At 66.5% G+C, this 16,321-nt stretch carries 4 protein-coding genes; all 4 read right to left on the bottom strand.

Features of this window, described 5'->3' with window-relative positions; all coding sequences use genetic code 11:
• Nucleotide 1: 1 nt before the first annotated feature.
• The 4 genes from RAC97_RS03820 to RAC97_RS03805 all read right to left on the bottom strand — a co-directional run bounded on the left by RAC97_RS03820 (nt 2) and on the right by RAC97_RS03805 (nt 16,320).
• Nucleotides 2-9,508: an amino acid adenylation domain-containing protein gene (locus RAC97_RS03820; protein WP_375097949.1), complete on the bottom strand. Its 9,507-nt coding sequence runs from the start codon at nt 9,506-9,508 to the stop codon at nt 2-4.
• A gap of 41 nt (nt 9,509-9,549) precedes the next feature.
• Entirely contained in the window at nt 9,550-14,130 is a 4,581-nt protein-coding gene (locus tag RAC97_RS03815; protein WP_375097948.1) for a condensation domain-containing protein, read from the bottom strand.
• 77 nt (nt 14,131-14,207) lie between these two features.
• Nucleotides 14,208-15,194 carry a TauD/TfdA family dioxygenase gene (locus tag RAC97_RS03810; protein ID WP_375097947.1) on the bottom strand — a complete coding sequence of 329 codons (987 nt, stop codon included), beginning with the start codon at nt 15,192-15,194 and terminating at the stop codon, nt 14,208-14,210.
• A gap of 175 nt (nt 15,195-15,369) precedes the next feature.
• On the bottom strand, nt 15,370-16,320 hold the full coding sequence (locus RAC97_RS03805; RefSeq protein ID WP_375097946.1) for an ABC transporter substrate-binding protein: 951 nt from the start codon (nt 16,318-16,320) through the stop codon (nt 15,370-15,372).
• Nucleotide 16,321 lies beyond the last annotated feature (1 nt).

Here is a 16,321-nt window from a genome sequence, read left to right as displayed (position 1 = left end):
CTTAGTCTTCCATCTCGGAGAGCAGGCGCTGCATTTCATCCAGCGCCTGGTCGGCAGACGGCCCCTGCGGGCGCTCGATCTGCGCTGCAAGCCCGCGGACCGTCGGGTCCTGGAACAACCCACGCAGTTCGAGCCTTACCCCGTAACGGGTTTCGATACGGGTCATCAGGCGCATCGCCAGCAGCGAATGGCCTCCCAGTTCGAAGAAACTGTCCGTCACGCCCACTGTTGCCAGCCCGAGCAATTCCTGCCAGACCTGCACCAGCTCGCGCTCCAGCGGGCTCTGCGGCGCGACGGCCGCCTGGCTGCGCGCCTGTTGTTCGGGCTGCGGCAGGGCCTTGCGGTCGATTTTGCCGTTGCTGTTCAGGACGAAGCGCGGCAGCGCTACGAAGTGAGTCGGCACCATGTACGCCGGTAGCGTCGTTTCCAGATACGAGCGCAGCGCAGCGTCATCAAGGCCTTCCGATTGCGGCACCTGTAGCCAGGCGACCAAAGCGCTGCCGGAGCTGTCCTGCATTACCAGCGCTTCTTCCACACCTGGGTAGCGCCGCAGCAGCGACTCGATTTCCCCCGGTTCGATACGCAAGCCACGTACCTTGACCTGGAAGTCGGCGCGCCCGATATAGGCCAGCCGGCCATCGGCCAGCCGGCGTACCAGGTCGCCAGTGCGGTACATGCGCAGGCCCGGCGTGTCGGCATAAGGGTCTGGCAGGTAGGCGCCTGCCGTCAGCCCGGCCGCCTGGTGATAGCCGCGGGTGACGCCAGTACCGCCGATGTAGAGCTCACCCACGGTACCCAGCGGCACCGGCCGGAGCATGTCGTCGAGCACGTAGCAGCGAGTGTTGAGCAACGGCGTACCGATCTCGGCGACACCGCCGCTCAAGCCTGCGCTGCCCAGCACCTGGACGGTGGACCAGACCGTGGTTTCCGTCGGCCCGTAGGCGTTGATCAGCCGCACGCCATTGGCCTGCAGTGCCCGCACCAAGTCTGCCGGTACCGCTTCGCCGCCGATCAGCCCGCGCAGCGGCGGCCAGTCGTTGCGCCCGGTTTCCAGCAACAGCTGCCACCCGGCTGGCGTGGCCTGGAAGATCGTGGCACGGCGAAGCAGCTCGAACAGGCGATGGCCGTCTACTACCTGCTCGCGTTGCGCCAGTAGCATCGCGGCGCCGTTGACCAGTGGCAGGTACAGCTCCGGCTTGCACATGTCGAAGGCGTATGTGGTGCTGGCCAGCCAGGTGTCGCTGGCCGTCAGCGGCAGCTGGCGGTCTAGCCCGGCCAACAGGTTGGCAAGGTTCTCCCGGCTCACCTGCACACCTTTCGGGCGACCGGTGGAGCCGGAGGTGTAGATCACGTAGGCACGTTGCTGGCCGTGGACCTTGAGCTCGAGATCCCCATCGGCATGCTCGGCAAGTGGCATGCTATCGACCATAAGCGGGGTCAAGCGGTCACTGGCAAGCGCCGCCAACCTCTGCGCGCAGGCGCTGTCGCCCAGCAGCCAATGCGCGTCGGCATGTTCGACGATATAACGCAGGCGCTCGGCCGGGTGCAGGGGATCGAGCGGCAGGTAGGCCGCACCGGCCTTGAGGATGCCCAGCAAGGTCGGCAGCAGCCACGGCCCTCGGCTCAGGCATACCGCGACCAGGTCATCCTGGCCTACCCCCTGCTCGCCCAGTGCGCGGGCGATCTGGTTGGCCTGGGCATTGAGCGTGGCGTAGCTCTGCTGCTGCGTTTGGCTGTCGACCGCCAGCGCCTGCGGGGCCTGGCGTACCTGGCGCTGGAAGCGGGCGATGACATCCTGCGCGGCGCTGAGCGCTTCGCCTGGCTGGTGCCAAGGACGATGGGCCAGTGCATGGTCGGCGTTGGCCAGGTCGATGTCCCACAACGACGCCTTGGGCGCTGCCAGCATGCCATCGAGCAGATGGCGATACTCGTCTGCGTAGCGGTGCGCCGTGGCGGCGACGAACAGCTCGGTGTTGTACTCGATCACGCACTGCCATTGCTCGCCGTGCTGCTCGATGTGCAGGCCGATGTCGGTCAGCGCGGTATGGGTGTCGATGTCCAGCCGTTGCGCCGGCAGGCCGGCAAAGCTCGGCTGCTGCCCCGCGACATCGCGCTGGATCAGGTTGAACAGTGCCTGGAACAGCGGTGTATGGCTCAACTCGCGGCGTACGTGCAAGGCCTCTACCAGGCGCTCGAACGGCACGTCGGCATGCTGCTGGGCCTCCAGGTGCTGCTGGTGCAGCTGTTGCCAGTAACCTTGCACCGATTGCAGCGGCTCCACGGTGCTGCGCAGCACCTGGGTGCTGGCGAAGTACCCGATCAGGTGCTCGGTGTGCGCCTGGTGGCGCTGCGCGACCGGCAGTCCCATCCACACCTCGCGCTGGCCACTGTGCCGCGACAGCAGCAGGTTCCAGGCGGCCAGCAAGGGGGCGAAGGCCGTCAGGCCATGCTGGCTTGCGACGGTGCGCAGACGGGCGACCTGCTCGGCGGCCAGCTCGAAGCGCAGGCGCTGCCCACGGTAGCCCTGGCGGGCCGGGCGCGGCAGGTCGGTGGGCAGGTTCAGCACCGGCGGCTCACCAGCCAGGTATTGCTGCCACCATTGCAGTTGCGTGTCGATCAGGGCGCTGCCCTCGGGGCTTTGCCAGCTGGCCGCCACATCGCGGAACTGCAACGGCAGTGGTGGCAGGGCTGCGGGGGTGCCGTCGGCTTGGGCGCGATACAGCGCCTGCAACTCGCTGAACAGCACCTCCAGAGAACGTGCGTCGGCGATCAGGTGATGCAGGGTGATCTGCAACACACTGCGACCGTGCCCCTGGTAGAGGCAGGCGCGCCACAGCCGGCCGGCGCTGTCGAAGGCGGCCAGGGCCTGCTCGCGCAGCACAACGCTCATGTCGCAGCCGGTGTCGAGGGTAGTGACTTGCAGCAGCGGGCCATGCACGGCGACGACACGCTGTCGCGGGCCGTCTTCACCCGACTCAAAGAGGGTTCGCAGGCTGTGCTGGCGCGTGGTCAGCTCGACCAGCGCGCGCTCCAGCAGGTCGGCCCGCAGCTCCCCCTCGAGCTGCAAGGCCAGCGACAGGTGCCAGGCGCTTGCATCGCCTTCGAGGTGCTCGATGAACCACAAGCGCTGTTGAGTGAAGTGCAACGGCGCGGTGTCGCCATCGAAAGCGCGCACGACAGCCTGCTTGGCGTCATGGCCCTCGGCGAGAAGCTGGGCCTGCGCCGCCAGGGTCGGTGCTTCGAACACGCTGCGCAATGCCAGCTGGCGTTGGTAGCGCTCGGCGATACGGGCCACCAGTCGAGCCGCCAGCAACGAATGGCCGCCCAGCTCGAAGAAGTGGTCATCGGCCCCGATGCCCTGGCTGCCGAGCAATTCTTCCCACAGGACGGCGAGGCGCGCTTCCCACAGGCTCAGTGGCGCACCGCCCTGCCCTGCGCGTGCCTGAGGCTCGGGCAAGGCCTTGCGGTCGACCTTGGCGCTGGCCCCGAGGGGCAGGCGCTCAAGGTGCACGAACTGCGAGGGCAGCATGTAGTCCGGCAGGCGCGTGGCCAGCTGCTCACGCAGGACGGCTTCGTCCAGCGGCTCGCCGGCATGGTAGGCCACCAGACGGGCGTGCTCGCCCGTGCCGAACAGCACGACCGCAGCTTCGCGAATGCCGGGCACGGCGGCCAGCACGGCCTCGACTTCACCCAGCTCGATACGGAAGCCGCGCAACTTCACCTGGAAGTCCAGCCTTCCCAGGTATTCCAGGCTGCCTTGGGCATTGCGGCGCACGCGGTCGCCGGTACGGTACATGCGCCCACCGTTGCCGAACGGGTCCGGCACGAATGCCTTGGCTGTCAACTCAGGCGCCGCGTGGTAGCCCCGGCCCAGGCTGGCCCCGGCCAGGTACAACTCACCCGCGACCCCGTCCGGCACCGGCTGCAGGTCGGCGTCGAGGATGTAGGCCTTGCTGTTGGCAACCGGCGTGCCGATCGGCACTTCCACGCCGCCGTCAGGGTGCAGGAACGCCTCGAAGGTGCTGTATACCGTCGCCTCCGTTGGCCCATAGCCATTGATGATGTGCGCGCCCCGGCCTTGCATGGCCTGGGCCAGCGCCACTGGCAGCGCTTCACCGCCGGACACCGCGCGCACGCCCTGCCAGCTTCGGCGGGTGTGGGCCACCAGCATGCGCCAGGTGGCGGGCGTGGCCTGCATCACGGTCGGCTGCATGGCGTGCAACAGGTCGTCGATGGCTTGCGGGTCGCGGGCCTGGTCGCGCCCGGCCAGCACCACACTGGCACCGCGCGCCAGTGGCAGCAGCAACTCCAGCACCGCGATATCGAAGGTGGCGGTGGTCAGTGCCAGAACTCGGTCAGCGGGGCCCATCGGCACTACGTCGTCGACCGCCAGCATCAGGTTGGCCAGGTTGCCTCGGTCGATGGCCACGCCCTTGGGCTGGCCAGTGGAGCCGGAGGTGTACAGCAGGTAGGCCAGTTGCCCAGGCAGTACTGGCGGTGCGGCCAGCGGGCTGTCGTGGGCAGCGCTGTCGACATCCAGCAACGGCACGTCGCCGCGCCATGCGCCTACCAGCGCCGCGCTCTGGGCGGTCACCAGGCACAGCCGCGGGCTGGCCTGGCGCAGCACGTAGGCGCCGCGCTCGGCAGGCGCATCCTCGGCCAGCGGCACATAGGCCGCGCCACACCGCAGGATCGCCAGCAGCGCGATCGGCAGGCGCTGATCGCGGGGCAGGCACAGCGCAACGCGGTCTTCAGGGCCGACGCCCTGGGCCTGCAATGCACCTGCCAGGCGCTGTACCGCCTGCGCCAGATCTGCATAGCTGAACCTTTGTTCGCCGACCAACAATGCGGCAGCAGCGGGCCGTTGCCGTACCTGGCGGTCGAACGCCTCGAGCAGGTCCTCGCTGCCTGCAACCGGGTTGCCGACCAGCGCCGATGCCGCCATCCCTTCGACGTGGGACGCCAGTTCGCCGACGAGTACCGAGGGTTTGCTCAGCATGATCTCGAGCAGGGCCAGGTAATGGGCGGCCATGCGCTCCACCGTCGCCTCGCGGAACAGGTCTTGGCTGTAGGCGAAACTCAGGCTGATACCGTGGGCTGTGTCGCGCACATCCAGGTGCAGGTCGCACAAGGCCGTGCGTGGCCGGTTGTCCATCGGCTCGCCGATCAGTCCCGGCAGCTCGATGCGCTCCAGTGCATGGCCTGGGAAGTAATTGAACATGGCCTGGAAGATCGGGTTGTAGCTGACTTGGCGGGGTACGCCCAGTTGCTCGATCAGGTAGTCGAACGGCAGGTCCTGGTGGGCCTGGATACGCGCCGAACGGCGCTGCAGCTCGGCCAACAGCTGTTGCAGGCTTTGCCCGCCCGCCAGCGGCTGACGATACACCAGGGTGTTGACCAGGCAGCCTTGCAGATGTTGGGTAGCTGCCTGGTGACGGTTGGCCACCGGCACGCCGACCAGGATGTCCTGCTGGCCGCTGTGCGCGCGCAGCAACAGCTGGTAGGCACCCAGCAGCGGGACGAATGGGCTCAGGCCCTGTAGTGCTGCAAAGCTGCGCAGCTTCGCAGCCAGCCCGTCGGCCACCACGATATCGACCCGTCCTCCCGCCTGGGTAGGTTGCGCCGGGCGGGGGAAATCGCTGGCAAGCTCCAGCACCGGAAGCTCGCCCGCCAACTGTTCGCGCCAGAACGCCAGCTGCTGGCGGCAGTCTTCGCTGTCCATCCATTGTTGCTGCCACAGCGCGTAGTCGGCGTATTGAAGCGCGTCGGCGGAGGCTGGCGGGACGGCCTGGCCTTCCAGCTGCGCACGGTAGCGCAGGCACAGTTCGTCGATCAGCAGTTGCAGCGACCAGCCATCGGCAATGATGTGGTGGCAGGTCAGCGACAGCACGTGCTCCTGCTCCGCCAGGCGATACAGCCGAGCACGCAGCAAGGGGGCCTGGTCCAGGACGAAGGGGGTCATCGCGTCGTCGTGCAGGCGCTCGCGCAACACCTGTTCGTTGGCCACTTCAAGGGTACGCAACGGTGCGGCCAGCTCGGCAACGATGACCTGGCATGGCTCACCGGACCCGCCAGTGAACCGGGTACGCAATACTTCGTGCTGGCGCAGCAGCCCATCCAGGGCGCTCTGCATCGCCGACACCTGAACGTTGCCCAGCAGGCGCACGGCCCCTGCCAGGTTGTAGGCCGGACTGCTCGGTTCGAGCTGTTGCAGGAACCACATGCGCTGCTGCGCGAACGACAGCGGCAAGCGCTCGGGACGTGGCAGGCGCTGCGGCCCGCGAGGTTGCGCATCGTCGTCATGCGCCTGCAACCACGCGGCCATGCCGCGGATGGTCGGTTGTTCGAAGACCACACGCAGGGGCAGGTCCTTGCCGGTCAGCTTGCCAACCAGGCCGATCAGTTGGGTCGCCAGCAACGAGTGGCCGCCCAGTTCGAAGAAATGGTCCAGGACGCCCACCCGCTCGAGGCCCAGCAGTTCCTGCCAGGCCTCGGCCATCTGCTGCTCCAGCGCGGTGCTGGGAGCGACATGGCGCGCAGCGCTTTGCGCGGCGAAGTCCGGGGCTGGCAATTGCTTGCGGTCGATCTTGCCGTTGGCATTGAGCGGCATTTTCTCCAGCAGCACGAACGCGCCGGGCACCATGTAGGCCGGCAGGTGTTCGGCAACGTGCTCACGCAGGTCTTCGACGCTGGCCTGCGCGACCACGTAGCCCACCAGCACCTTGGCCCGCTGGCGGTCATCCCGGGCCAGCACCACCGCTTCGCGCACCCGCGGGTGACGGGTCAGGCAGGCTTCGATTTCATCGAGCTCGATCCGGTGCCCACGCACTTTCACCTGGTGGTCGGTGCGGCCTACGTATTCCAGTTCGCCGTCTGCGAGGAAGCGGGCCAGATCGCCGGTACGGTACAACCGCGAGCCGTCCGCAGCGATCGGGTCGGGGACGAAGACCGCCGCCGTACGCCCAGGGTCGGCCATATAGCCGCGGCCGACGCCCACGCCAGCCACGCAGACTTCGCCCACGGCACCGACTGGCAGAGGTTCCAGGTCCGGGCCGAGCAGGTACAAGCGGTTGTTCAGGGTGGCGCGACCAATCGGTACGCTGGTGCGTGAGGGCTCCAGCGCTTGGTGCAGGGCACGGAAGGCCACGTCATCGGAGCACTCGGCCGGCCCATAGGCGTTCATCAGGGCGATGCCGGGGTAATGCTCGAACCAGCGACGCAGCAAGGCCGGCGGCAGCGCTTCACCGGTCGCCAGCACCCAGCGCAAGGCGCTGCGCTGCAGACCGCAGTCGAGCAATGCCTGCATCAGCGAAGGCACGGCCTCGAACAGCGTCACGCCCTGCTCCACCAGCGCATCGGCCAGCGCCTGGGGGTTCTGCACCTGGCAATCGGGGAAGATGACGGTGCGCGCTCCCAGCATGCTGCCGGCCAGGAACTGCCACACGGAAATGTCGAAGCACTGCGGCGCGGTCTGCGCGATCACGTCCTGCTCATCCAGCCCAAGGCTGGTGCCCTGCCCCTGGTCATGGGCCGCGAGCTTGCCAAGGATATTGTTGAGCATGCCGGCATGGGTAACCATTGCCCCCTTCGGCGTGCCGGTGGAACCGGAGGTGAAGATGCAATAGGCCAGCGAGCGTGGGTCGACTGCCTGTTGCAGGTCGTGCTCGGGCTGGTCGGCCAGTGCCGCAGGTTCATAGCGCAATGCCTGGGGCGCATCGGCACACAGTGCCAGCGCTTCACCCGACAAGGGGGCCAGTGCCACGCTGTGCACCAGCAAGGGTGTGCGACTCTGGCCAAGCACCTGGGCAAGGCGCTGGGGCGGGTTGCGCGGGTCCAGTGGCAGCCAGCCAGCACCGGCCTTGAGCGTGGCGAGGATCATCACCAACAGGTCGATACCGCGCTCGTCGAGCAGGGCCACCAGTTGATCGTGCCTGACGCCGGCGGCTCGCAGACGGTGGGCCAGTCGGTTGGCCGCGCGGTTCAGGGCGTCATAGCTGAGCGAGCGGCCGTCGTGGACCACGGCGACACGGTGGGGAGTGCGCTGCACCTGGCGTTCGAAGCGTTCGATGTAGGTGCCTTCGGCCAGCGCGTCAACGGCCTGCAAGCCGCCGCTGGCCCACAGCTGGAACTGACGCTGTACATCGTCCTGGGCCAGCATGGCGATATCCTGCAACGCCGTGCCCGGCCGTTCGGCCAATGCCGCCCCCATGTTCACCAGCAAGGTACGGAAATGACCGAGCATGGCCTCGATCTCGCCCTGCTGGAACCAGTCGCATTGATACGTCAATTGCAGGTGCAACTGCTGGCCCGGCACGATCACCACGGTGATCGGGTAGTTGGTGTGGGTGCGGTTGGCCATGTCGCTGATCAGATAGTCCAGTGCGCCCTGGCGGACATCGTCGGAAATCGGCGCATTCTCGAATACGAACAGGCTCTGGAACAGGTCTTGCCCCTGCACCTCGCTCCAGCCTTGCAGGGTCGCCAGCGGCACGGTCTCGTGTTCGCGCAGGCTCAGGTTTTCCGATTGCAGGTCGCTCAGCCACTGCCCCAGCGCCTGCTCCGGGCGCCATTGCCAACGCAGCGGCAGGCTGTTGATGAACAGTCCCACCACGCTCTCCATGCCGTCCATATGCACCGGGCGGCCTGCCACGGTCACGCCGAACACCAGGTCGCGATCTCCGCTGTAGCGCCCCAGCAGCAGCGCCCAAGCCCCCTGCACCAGGGTATTGAGGGTGATGCCATGGCCGCTGGCCGCGCGTTGCAGGCGCGCAGTCAGTGCCTCGTCCAGCTGTACCACACAGTCGCGCACCGGCTCAGGGGCGTCGGCGATGCGCCCGGCGTGGCCGAAACCGAACGCGTTGGGGGTATCGAAACCGGCCAGGCGCTGCTGCCAGAACGCCCGGTGGTCTTCGGGCTTCTGCTGTTCCAGCCAGCGAATGAAGTCGCGGTACGGGCGCGGTTTCGGCAAGGCCAGCTGGCGACCCTCGCGGGCCGCGCGATAGCCGTTGAGGAAGTCCAGCATGATGATCGAGAAGCACCAGGCATCCATCAGGATATGGTGGTAGCTGCGCACGAACTGGTAGGTGTCCGGACCGATGCGCAGCAGGCGCACGCGCATCAAGGGTGCCTTGGTGAAGTCCAGGCCGTCGCGGCGCTCGTCGGCCAGCAGGGTGTCGAGGCGCGTCTGCTGGGCCGCGGCGTCGAGGTGGCTCCAGTCCTGGTAGTCGATGGGCAACTCGACCTGCTTGTGCACCACCTGCATCGGTCGCTTCTGCTGCTTCCAGACGAACGAGGTACGCAGTAGCTCGTGGCGTTGCACCACGTGTTCCCAGGCCTGGCGGAAGGCAGCCAGGTCGAAGTCCGGCAGGGTCATGACGTGCCGGTATTGCAACAGGTACATCCCCTGGCCCGGGTGCATCAGGCTGTGGAACAGCAGGCCCTGCTGCATCGGTGCCAGCGGGTAGATGGCTTCGATGTTGCGCGACAGCGCTTTGACCTTGTCATTCATGGTACGGGCAGTCTCCGGAAATCCTTGGAAAAGGCGTTGCCTCAAAGTTGTTCGAGCAGGTCGAGGAACTCATCGTCGGAAAGCCCCGAGTCGGCGAAATCGGCAGCGGTCGCACGGCCCGCCTGGGGGTCGCGGCAGTGCTCGAGCAAGCCTTCGAGGCGTTCGATGAACTGCTGTGCCAACTGCTGGATACGCGCAGCTTCGTGGGCCTGGGGCGAATAACGCCACTCCAGGTGCAATTGGCCGTCGAGCACCAGGGCATTGATGTCCAGCCAGTGGCTACGCGGGCTGTCGGCGTCGCGCATGCCGGGGCACAGCGGGCGGGCCAGGCGCCACAGGTTCGAGGCCCCCAGCCACTGGTCGACGCGGCCCAGGTAGTTGAACGACAGCAGTCGCGCAGCACCCAGCCCATGGGCCGGGTCCTGGCGCAGCAGGCCATAGCCGACACCTTGCTCGGGCACCCGGCGCAAGGCCTCCTTGGCCGCGACAATGGCCTGCTCGGGGTCGTCGATGCAGGGCAAGGCGAACGGATAGCGACTGGTGTGCCAGCCCACCGATGTCGCGAGCTCCGGCGCGCCTTCCCAGGCGCTGCGGCCGTGGCTTTCCAGCTCGATGGTGATGCGCTCGCGCTGCAACCATTGGCCCAGTACTTGCCCCAGCGCAGCCACCAGCAGGTCCGGCACCTGGGTGCCGTAGGCTTGGTGGCAGTCGCCGAGCAGGGCCTGGGTCGACGCTGCGGACAGCTGCAACTCGCAGGTCCGGCTATCGCCGTAGCGGTTTCCGGCCTGAGGCGTGTCGCCGTCGTGGGCCAGTTGCTCCTGCCAGTAGCCGAGTTGCTCAAGCACGGCTTGGGTTTGTGCATGACGCTGCAACGCCTCGCTCCACTGCGCGAAGCTGGCGCTGACCGGCGGCAGTTGCTGTTGCTCGCCGTTGACGTAGAGGGTCTCCAGCTCTTGCAGCAGCAACTGCCAGGACACCGAGTCGACCACCAGGTGGTGCGCGGTACACAGCAACTGGCGCGAAGGCTCGCACCAGACGAAACGCACCAGCGGGGCCTGGTCCAGGCGCAGCCCTTGTTGCAGGGCCTCCAGCACGGTGTCATCCAACGGTTGGAACACGCTTCTCAGCACATCCTCTGCCATTTGCGCCGTGTAGGGCTGGTAGCGCTGGCCGTCGGTATCGAACACCAGCCGCAGGCTGGCATGCCGTTGCAACAATGCGGCCAGGGCGCGGCGCAAGCGCGCAGGCTCCAGTGGGCTGTGCAACGTCAGCAGCAAGGACTGGTTCCAGTGCGGGGTGGCCTGGGGCTGTTGCGCGAAGAACCAGTGCTGAATGGGCGTCAAGGCAAATGTGCCCTGTGGCAGGGCTTGGAGGTTGTCAGTCTTGGCCGCTTGACCAGCCACCTCGACGGCGCAGCGCGCCCACCCTGCGACCGTCGGGTGCTCGAAGATCTGCTTGGGCGTCAGTTGCAAGCCCTGCTGCTTGGCCCGGGCGATGATCTGCAGGCTGAGGATCGAATCGCCGCCCATGGCAAAGAAGTTGTCGTCCAGCTCAAGGTCCGGGCGCGCGAGGATATCAGCGGCAATCTCCAGCAGTTGTCGCTCCACCGGGCTTGCCAACGTCGTAGCCGGTGCGGCGCTCGCCGGTGCACAAGGCGCTTGCTCCGCCAGTCGACGCAAGGCACCCAGGTCGACCTTGCCATTGCCCAGCCAGGCAAAGCTGTCCAGGCAATGCCATTGCGCTGGCTGCATGTAGTCGGGCAGGCGCGCCTGCAGGCTTTGCTGGATTTCGGCCAACGCCGCCTCGGCGGCCACCACGAACGCCACCAACCGGTTACCTGCCGGTGGTGCTGGAATGTTCAGCACGCGAGCGTCGCCGACACCTTCCACAGCGCGCAATTGCGCGGCGACTTCCGCCGGCTCTACCCGATAGCCGCGGATCTTCACCTGCTCATCCAGGCGCCCCAGGAACAGCACCTGGCCCTGGCTATCGATGCGCACGCGGTCACCGGTGCGATAGCCTTGCGCGCCGAAGCGTGCACGGTCTGCCTGCGGTGCATTCAAGTAGCCCGCCGCCACGGTCGGACCCGCCACCCAGAGCTCGCCGTTGACACCAACCGGCAATACCTGCCCGGCCGGGTTGCGTACGCTGACTTCGACGTTGGGCAGCGGCCGGCCCAGGCTGATCGACGCGTCGCTGCCGATTTCGCGGGTCAGCACGCCAACCGTGGTCTCGCTGGGGCCGTAGTGGTTGACGATACGCAGTCCAGGCCGCAGGGCGCGCACCCGCGCCACCAGCTCGGGGCTCAGCGCTTCGCCGCCAGTGACCAGGCACTGGCGTGGCAGCAGGCGCTGCGGCTCGCTGGCCACCAGCAATGCGTTGAGGTGCGATGGCACGATCTTGAGCATGTCCACGGAGCTTCGCTGCAGCGTGTCGGCCAGCGCCTGGGCATCGAAGGCCAATGCTTCATCGAGCAGACGCAGCCGCCGTCCACTGAGCAAGGCGCCAAACAAGGCGGTATGGCCCAGGTCGGTGGCGCAACTGGCCAGGCTGGCGAGGCTGGCGTCGGGATCCAGCGCCAGGCGGGCGAGCACTCCGGTCACGTAGTGCAGCAGGTTGCCGTGGGTGACCTGTACGCCCTTGGGCTGGCCGCTGGTGCCAGAGGTGTAGACGACGTAGGCCACTGCATGCGCGGGCATGACCTCACGAAGCGCCAACCTTTGTGTAACTGGACGCTCACCGGCGCAATACCAGTCGACCGTAGGCGCCAGCCACTGGGGGCGCGCACCCTCGCCTACCCAGGCCAGAGGCGCTGCATCGGCACAAATCGCCTGCTGGCGGCTCTGCGGCCAATGGGGATCGAGCGCGACGTACGCCGCCCCTGCCTGCCAGCAGGCGAGCATGTTGACGACCAGTTCACGACCACGGGGCAGGCACAGGACAACCCGGCCGCCCCTGCCGTCGACACTTTCGGCAAGCCGCAGGCCTTGGGCGGCGACGGCCTGCGCCAAGGCGGCATAGGTCATGACGCCAGAGGCATCCTCGAGCGCCAAGGCGTCCGGGCGGGTGCCGCACTGCGCAACGAATGCGTCCCAGGCGCTGGCGTGCGCCGCAGGCAAGTGCTCGCCGCGCAGCAGAGATGGCTGCTCGCCAAGCCAATCCAACTGCCCCAGCGGTGTATCGGGTTGCTCCAGTGCCGCCTCAAGCAGGTTCAGAAGCAGGCGCGCGTAGTGCTGGATCGTCTCCGGCCGATAAAGCGCCAGGCTGTAGCGCCACCGTAGGAGGAAGCCTTCCTCGTCGTCGATCACCACCAGGTTCAGCTCATGGGCCGCACCGCGCTGCTCGGACAACAGGCGTTCGAGGCGGGCCTCGAACGGCGCGGCGCGCTCCTTGTTGAGCGTGAACATATGCTGGAACAGCGGCGCACGCCCGGCCTGTCGAGGCAGGTCGAGGTGCTTGAGCAAGCGTGAGAATGGGTAGTGGCGATGCTTGAAGGCTTCACCCAGATGGGCTGAAACCTGCTGCGCCCAGGCGCTGCTGCTCAGGCTGGCATTGAGCCGGCAGCGAATGGGCAGCGGGTTCACCAGGTAGCCGGGCAAGGCCATCTGGGCACGCTTGAGGCGCCAGCCGGTGGGCGTGCCGACGACGAAATCGTCCTGCCCGGCCAAACTGCCCAGCCAATACTGGAACAAGGAAAACCAGTAGGCGTAGGGCGTAACGCCCAGCTGCCTGGCCTGACCACGCAGGCGTTCAGCCAGGCGCGGGTCGATTCGCAGACTCATCTCGCCACCGCGAAAGTCCTGGCTGCTGCCATGGGCGAAGTCGGTCGGCAGTTCCAGGGCAACGACACCGTCGAGCGCCTGCTTCCACCAGTCCAATTCGCTCGGCTCGTCCCGGTCGGCACGACGCTGCAGGTCGGCGCACCACTGGCGATAGGCATCGGGGGCAACGGGTGGCAACGGCTTGCCGTCCAGCTGGGCGAACAGTTCGTCCAACAGCAGGTAGAACGTGGCCAGGTCCGCCGCGATGTGGTGTATCACCAGCAACAGGACGTACTCGACCTGGCCGTTGCACGTGTTGCACCACAGCACCGCACGACTCGACTCGCCATCATGGACCGCCAACGGCGCATCGGCGGCTTGCAGGATCTGCTGGCGCAGCATCGGCTCGTCCAGCCCAGTCACTGCCTGCACCTGCAGGGCCTGCGGCCTGGGCTGGTGGTCGAGCTGCACCGCCTGGCCATCGAGCTGCGCGTAAGGGCTGCAAACCTGCGGGTGGCGCGCCTGCACCACCTGCCAGGCAGCGGCCAGCCGGGCCGGCAGGTCGCAGCTGGCGGCGTCAGCGCTCAAGCGTGCGGCGTAGGCGATGTTGTAGGCGTTGCCGCCCGCCTCTACCTGATGCAGGAACCACAGCGCCTGCTCGTTATCCGTCAAGGGGCGACAGTGAAAGTGCTCGGGGTGTGCGTCGAGCCAGCGAATCACCTCGGCCCGTTGCTGCTCCAAGGCAACGACCAGCCGCTGATCGACGGCATCGGCCGTGGCCCCGGCAATCAGCAATCGCTCGCCTTGCACTTTCACAGTGATGCCGCGTAAGCGGCAATCAAGCATCAAACCTTCAAGCATCTGCATTCCCTTGTTTGTTCGAGCACGCGTCTACCGGCCGCGGCGACAGGAGTGCGGCCTATGGTCATTCGGTTGGATCAGGCCGCCGAGGCGGGGTCCGCCATGGCCACCACTACCTTGCGTGCGCCCTGGAAGGTCGAGCGCCCGTGGGCGACCAGCATGTTGTCGAGCATCAGCACATCGCCCGCCTGCCAGGGGAACACCACCTGGGTTTGCTGCAGTACGTCGCGGATGTGGTTGAGCGCCTGTTCCTCGATCGGCGAGCCGTCGCCGTAGAAAACGTTGCGCGGCACCCCGGCCTCGCCGACGATCGACACCAGTGTCTCGCGCAAGGCCGGGGCCAAGTTGGAGATGTGGAACAGGTGCGCCTGGTTGAACCAGACCCATTCCCCGCTACGCGGATGCTGCGCCACCGCCTGGCACACCTGGCGCGTACGCAGTTCGCCGTCGTCTTTCCAATGGAACTCGATGTTGGCCGCACGGCAATACTGCTCGACCTGGGCGCGGTCGTCGGTGCTGAACGCCTGTTGCCAGGTCAGGTCCAGACCGTTGCCGTAGTTGCGCACGTACATCAGGCGCTTGTCGGCGAAACGCTGGCGAATGTTCGGGTCGATGCGTTGGTACACCAGGCGGCTGTCGGCGATAGGCGTTTCGCCGCCCGTGGCAGCCGCTTGCACGCAGTGGAACCAGATCTTCATCGGCCAGTTCTGCGAGTACGATTGCTCGTTGTGCAGTGGGATGACCTGGTGGGCGGGGTATTCGGTGGAGGTGTAGACGCGGCTGTTGAGCTTGGTTCGGGGGGTGGAAGCGTAGTCGTAGGTCAGCAGGTCATGGCCAAAGCTGCGGCAGAACGCTTCGAAGTCGGCTTCGCCGTCGAAGCGAAAGCCCCTGAGCAGAACGCCGCCGACCCGCTCCAGGCAAGCATCGACCTGTTCCCGGATGGTCTCTACGGAGCTTCGCCAGCCAGCGCCACTGCCGAGGATGGTGCACGGAAGCGTATCAATTTGCGTGGGGGTCCCTGCGGCAGTTGCGTGCCGCCCGGGAAGTGCCAGATCAACGTCCATCTGTTGTTCTCACCTGGGTAGGGGGTATTTCCGAGGCGAGTACGGTAGTACAAGCCGACCGTAACAGCAAACGATAATGATTAGTTTTAACGTCTCTGCAACGTAGTCGACACTTCTTGTAAATATTTGTAACCCCGCGTTACAGCAACCCTCGACAGGGCTGCCGAACCCGGCTTCAGCGTGGTTTGAGCACGTAGTCACGCTCGGCGATATGCGACATCAGCAGGTAGGCCGAACCGATCAGGCCCTGCATCGTTTCGGCATAGCGGCTGCGGTTGAAGTAGAGGAACTGGCGGTTTTTCACCGCGAACAGGTTCTGCCACTGCGGCGACTGGCGAAAAGCGGCGGTGCTGGCCTCGGAGTCGAGCAGTTGCTCGTAGGTGTCGATGATGAAGTCGCTGTCGAAGTCAGCGATGCGCTCCAGGCTGTAGGGCACGTTGGGCCGCCCTTCGGTGTAGGCCTTCACCCGTCCGAGCCCGAAGTCGCGAATCACATCGTCCACCCCGCCACGGCCGATCAACTGGAAGCTGTCCGGGTACACCTCGAGGGTGGTGACGGTGATGCTGGCCGGGTCCTTGATGCGCTTATGAAATTCCTGCACCACCCAGTCGTATTCGGCAAGCATCTGCTTGTAGCGGTCCTGGCGCCCGACCAGTTCGGCCAGTTCTGCACTGTAGGTCTTGATATCGGCTTCGCGGGCCGGCAACAGCACCACCGGCGCCACCTTCGCCAGCTTCTCGCGCAGGTCCTGATGATAGGACAGACCGATGATCAGGTCTGGCTTTAGCGCGGCGATGGCCTCGAGATCCGGCGCTTGCTGGGAGCCGATGTAGTGGATGCCCTCGGGGTCGAAATGCGGCACGGTGCCGCGGTACAGCACCTCGGAGAACAGCTTCTTGCGCCCCGTGGAGCCGCAAGGCGTGATACCCAGTTCCAGCAGTTGGGTGGTGATGCTCAGGTCGTGCAGCGACACGATACAGCGCGCCTGGACCGGCACCTCGACCTTGCCGAAGCGGTTTTCGAACGCTTTGGTTTCACTCGCCAAGGCCTGCCCTGTGCCCAGCACCCAAGCCGCACACGCCACCGCCGACAAACCACGAACCAGGTGTTTGAACGTCCTTCCCACA

Origin of the sequence: Pseudomonas sp. LS_2 (assembly GCF_042709235.1) — a bacterium.
Lineage (GTDB): Bacteria > Pseudomonadota > Gammaproteobacteria > Pseudomonadales > Pseudomonadaceae > Aquipseudomonas.
This window is presented reverse-complemented; position numbering and strand designations above follow the sequence as displayed.

Excerpts from the sequence above, each read along its gene's own strand:
- RAC97_RS03820 (WP_375097949.1), bottom strand. The coding sequence starts at position 9,508 with ATGAATGACAAGGTCAAAGCGCTGTCGCGCAACATCGAAGCCATCTAC.
- RAC97_RS03810 (WP_375097947.1), bottom strand. The coding sequence starts at position 15,194 with ATGGACGTTGATCTGGCACTTCCCGGGCGGCACGCAACTGCCGCAGGG.
- RAC97_RS03815 (WP_375097948.1), bottom strand. The coding sequence starts at position 14,130 with ATGCTTGAAGGTTTGATGCTTGATTGCCGCTTACGCGGCATCACTGTG.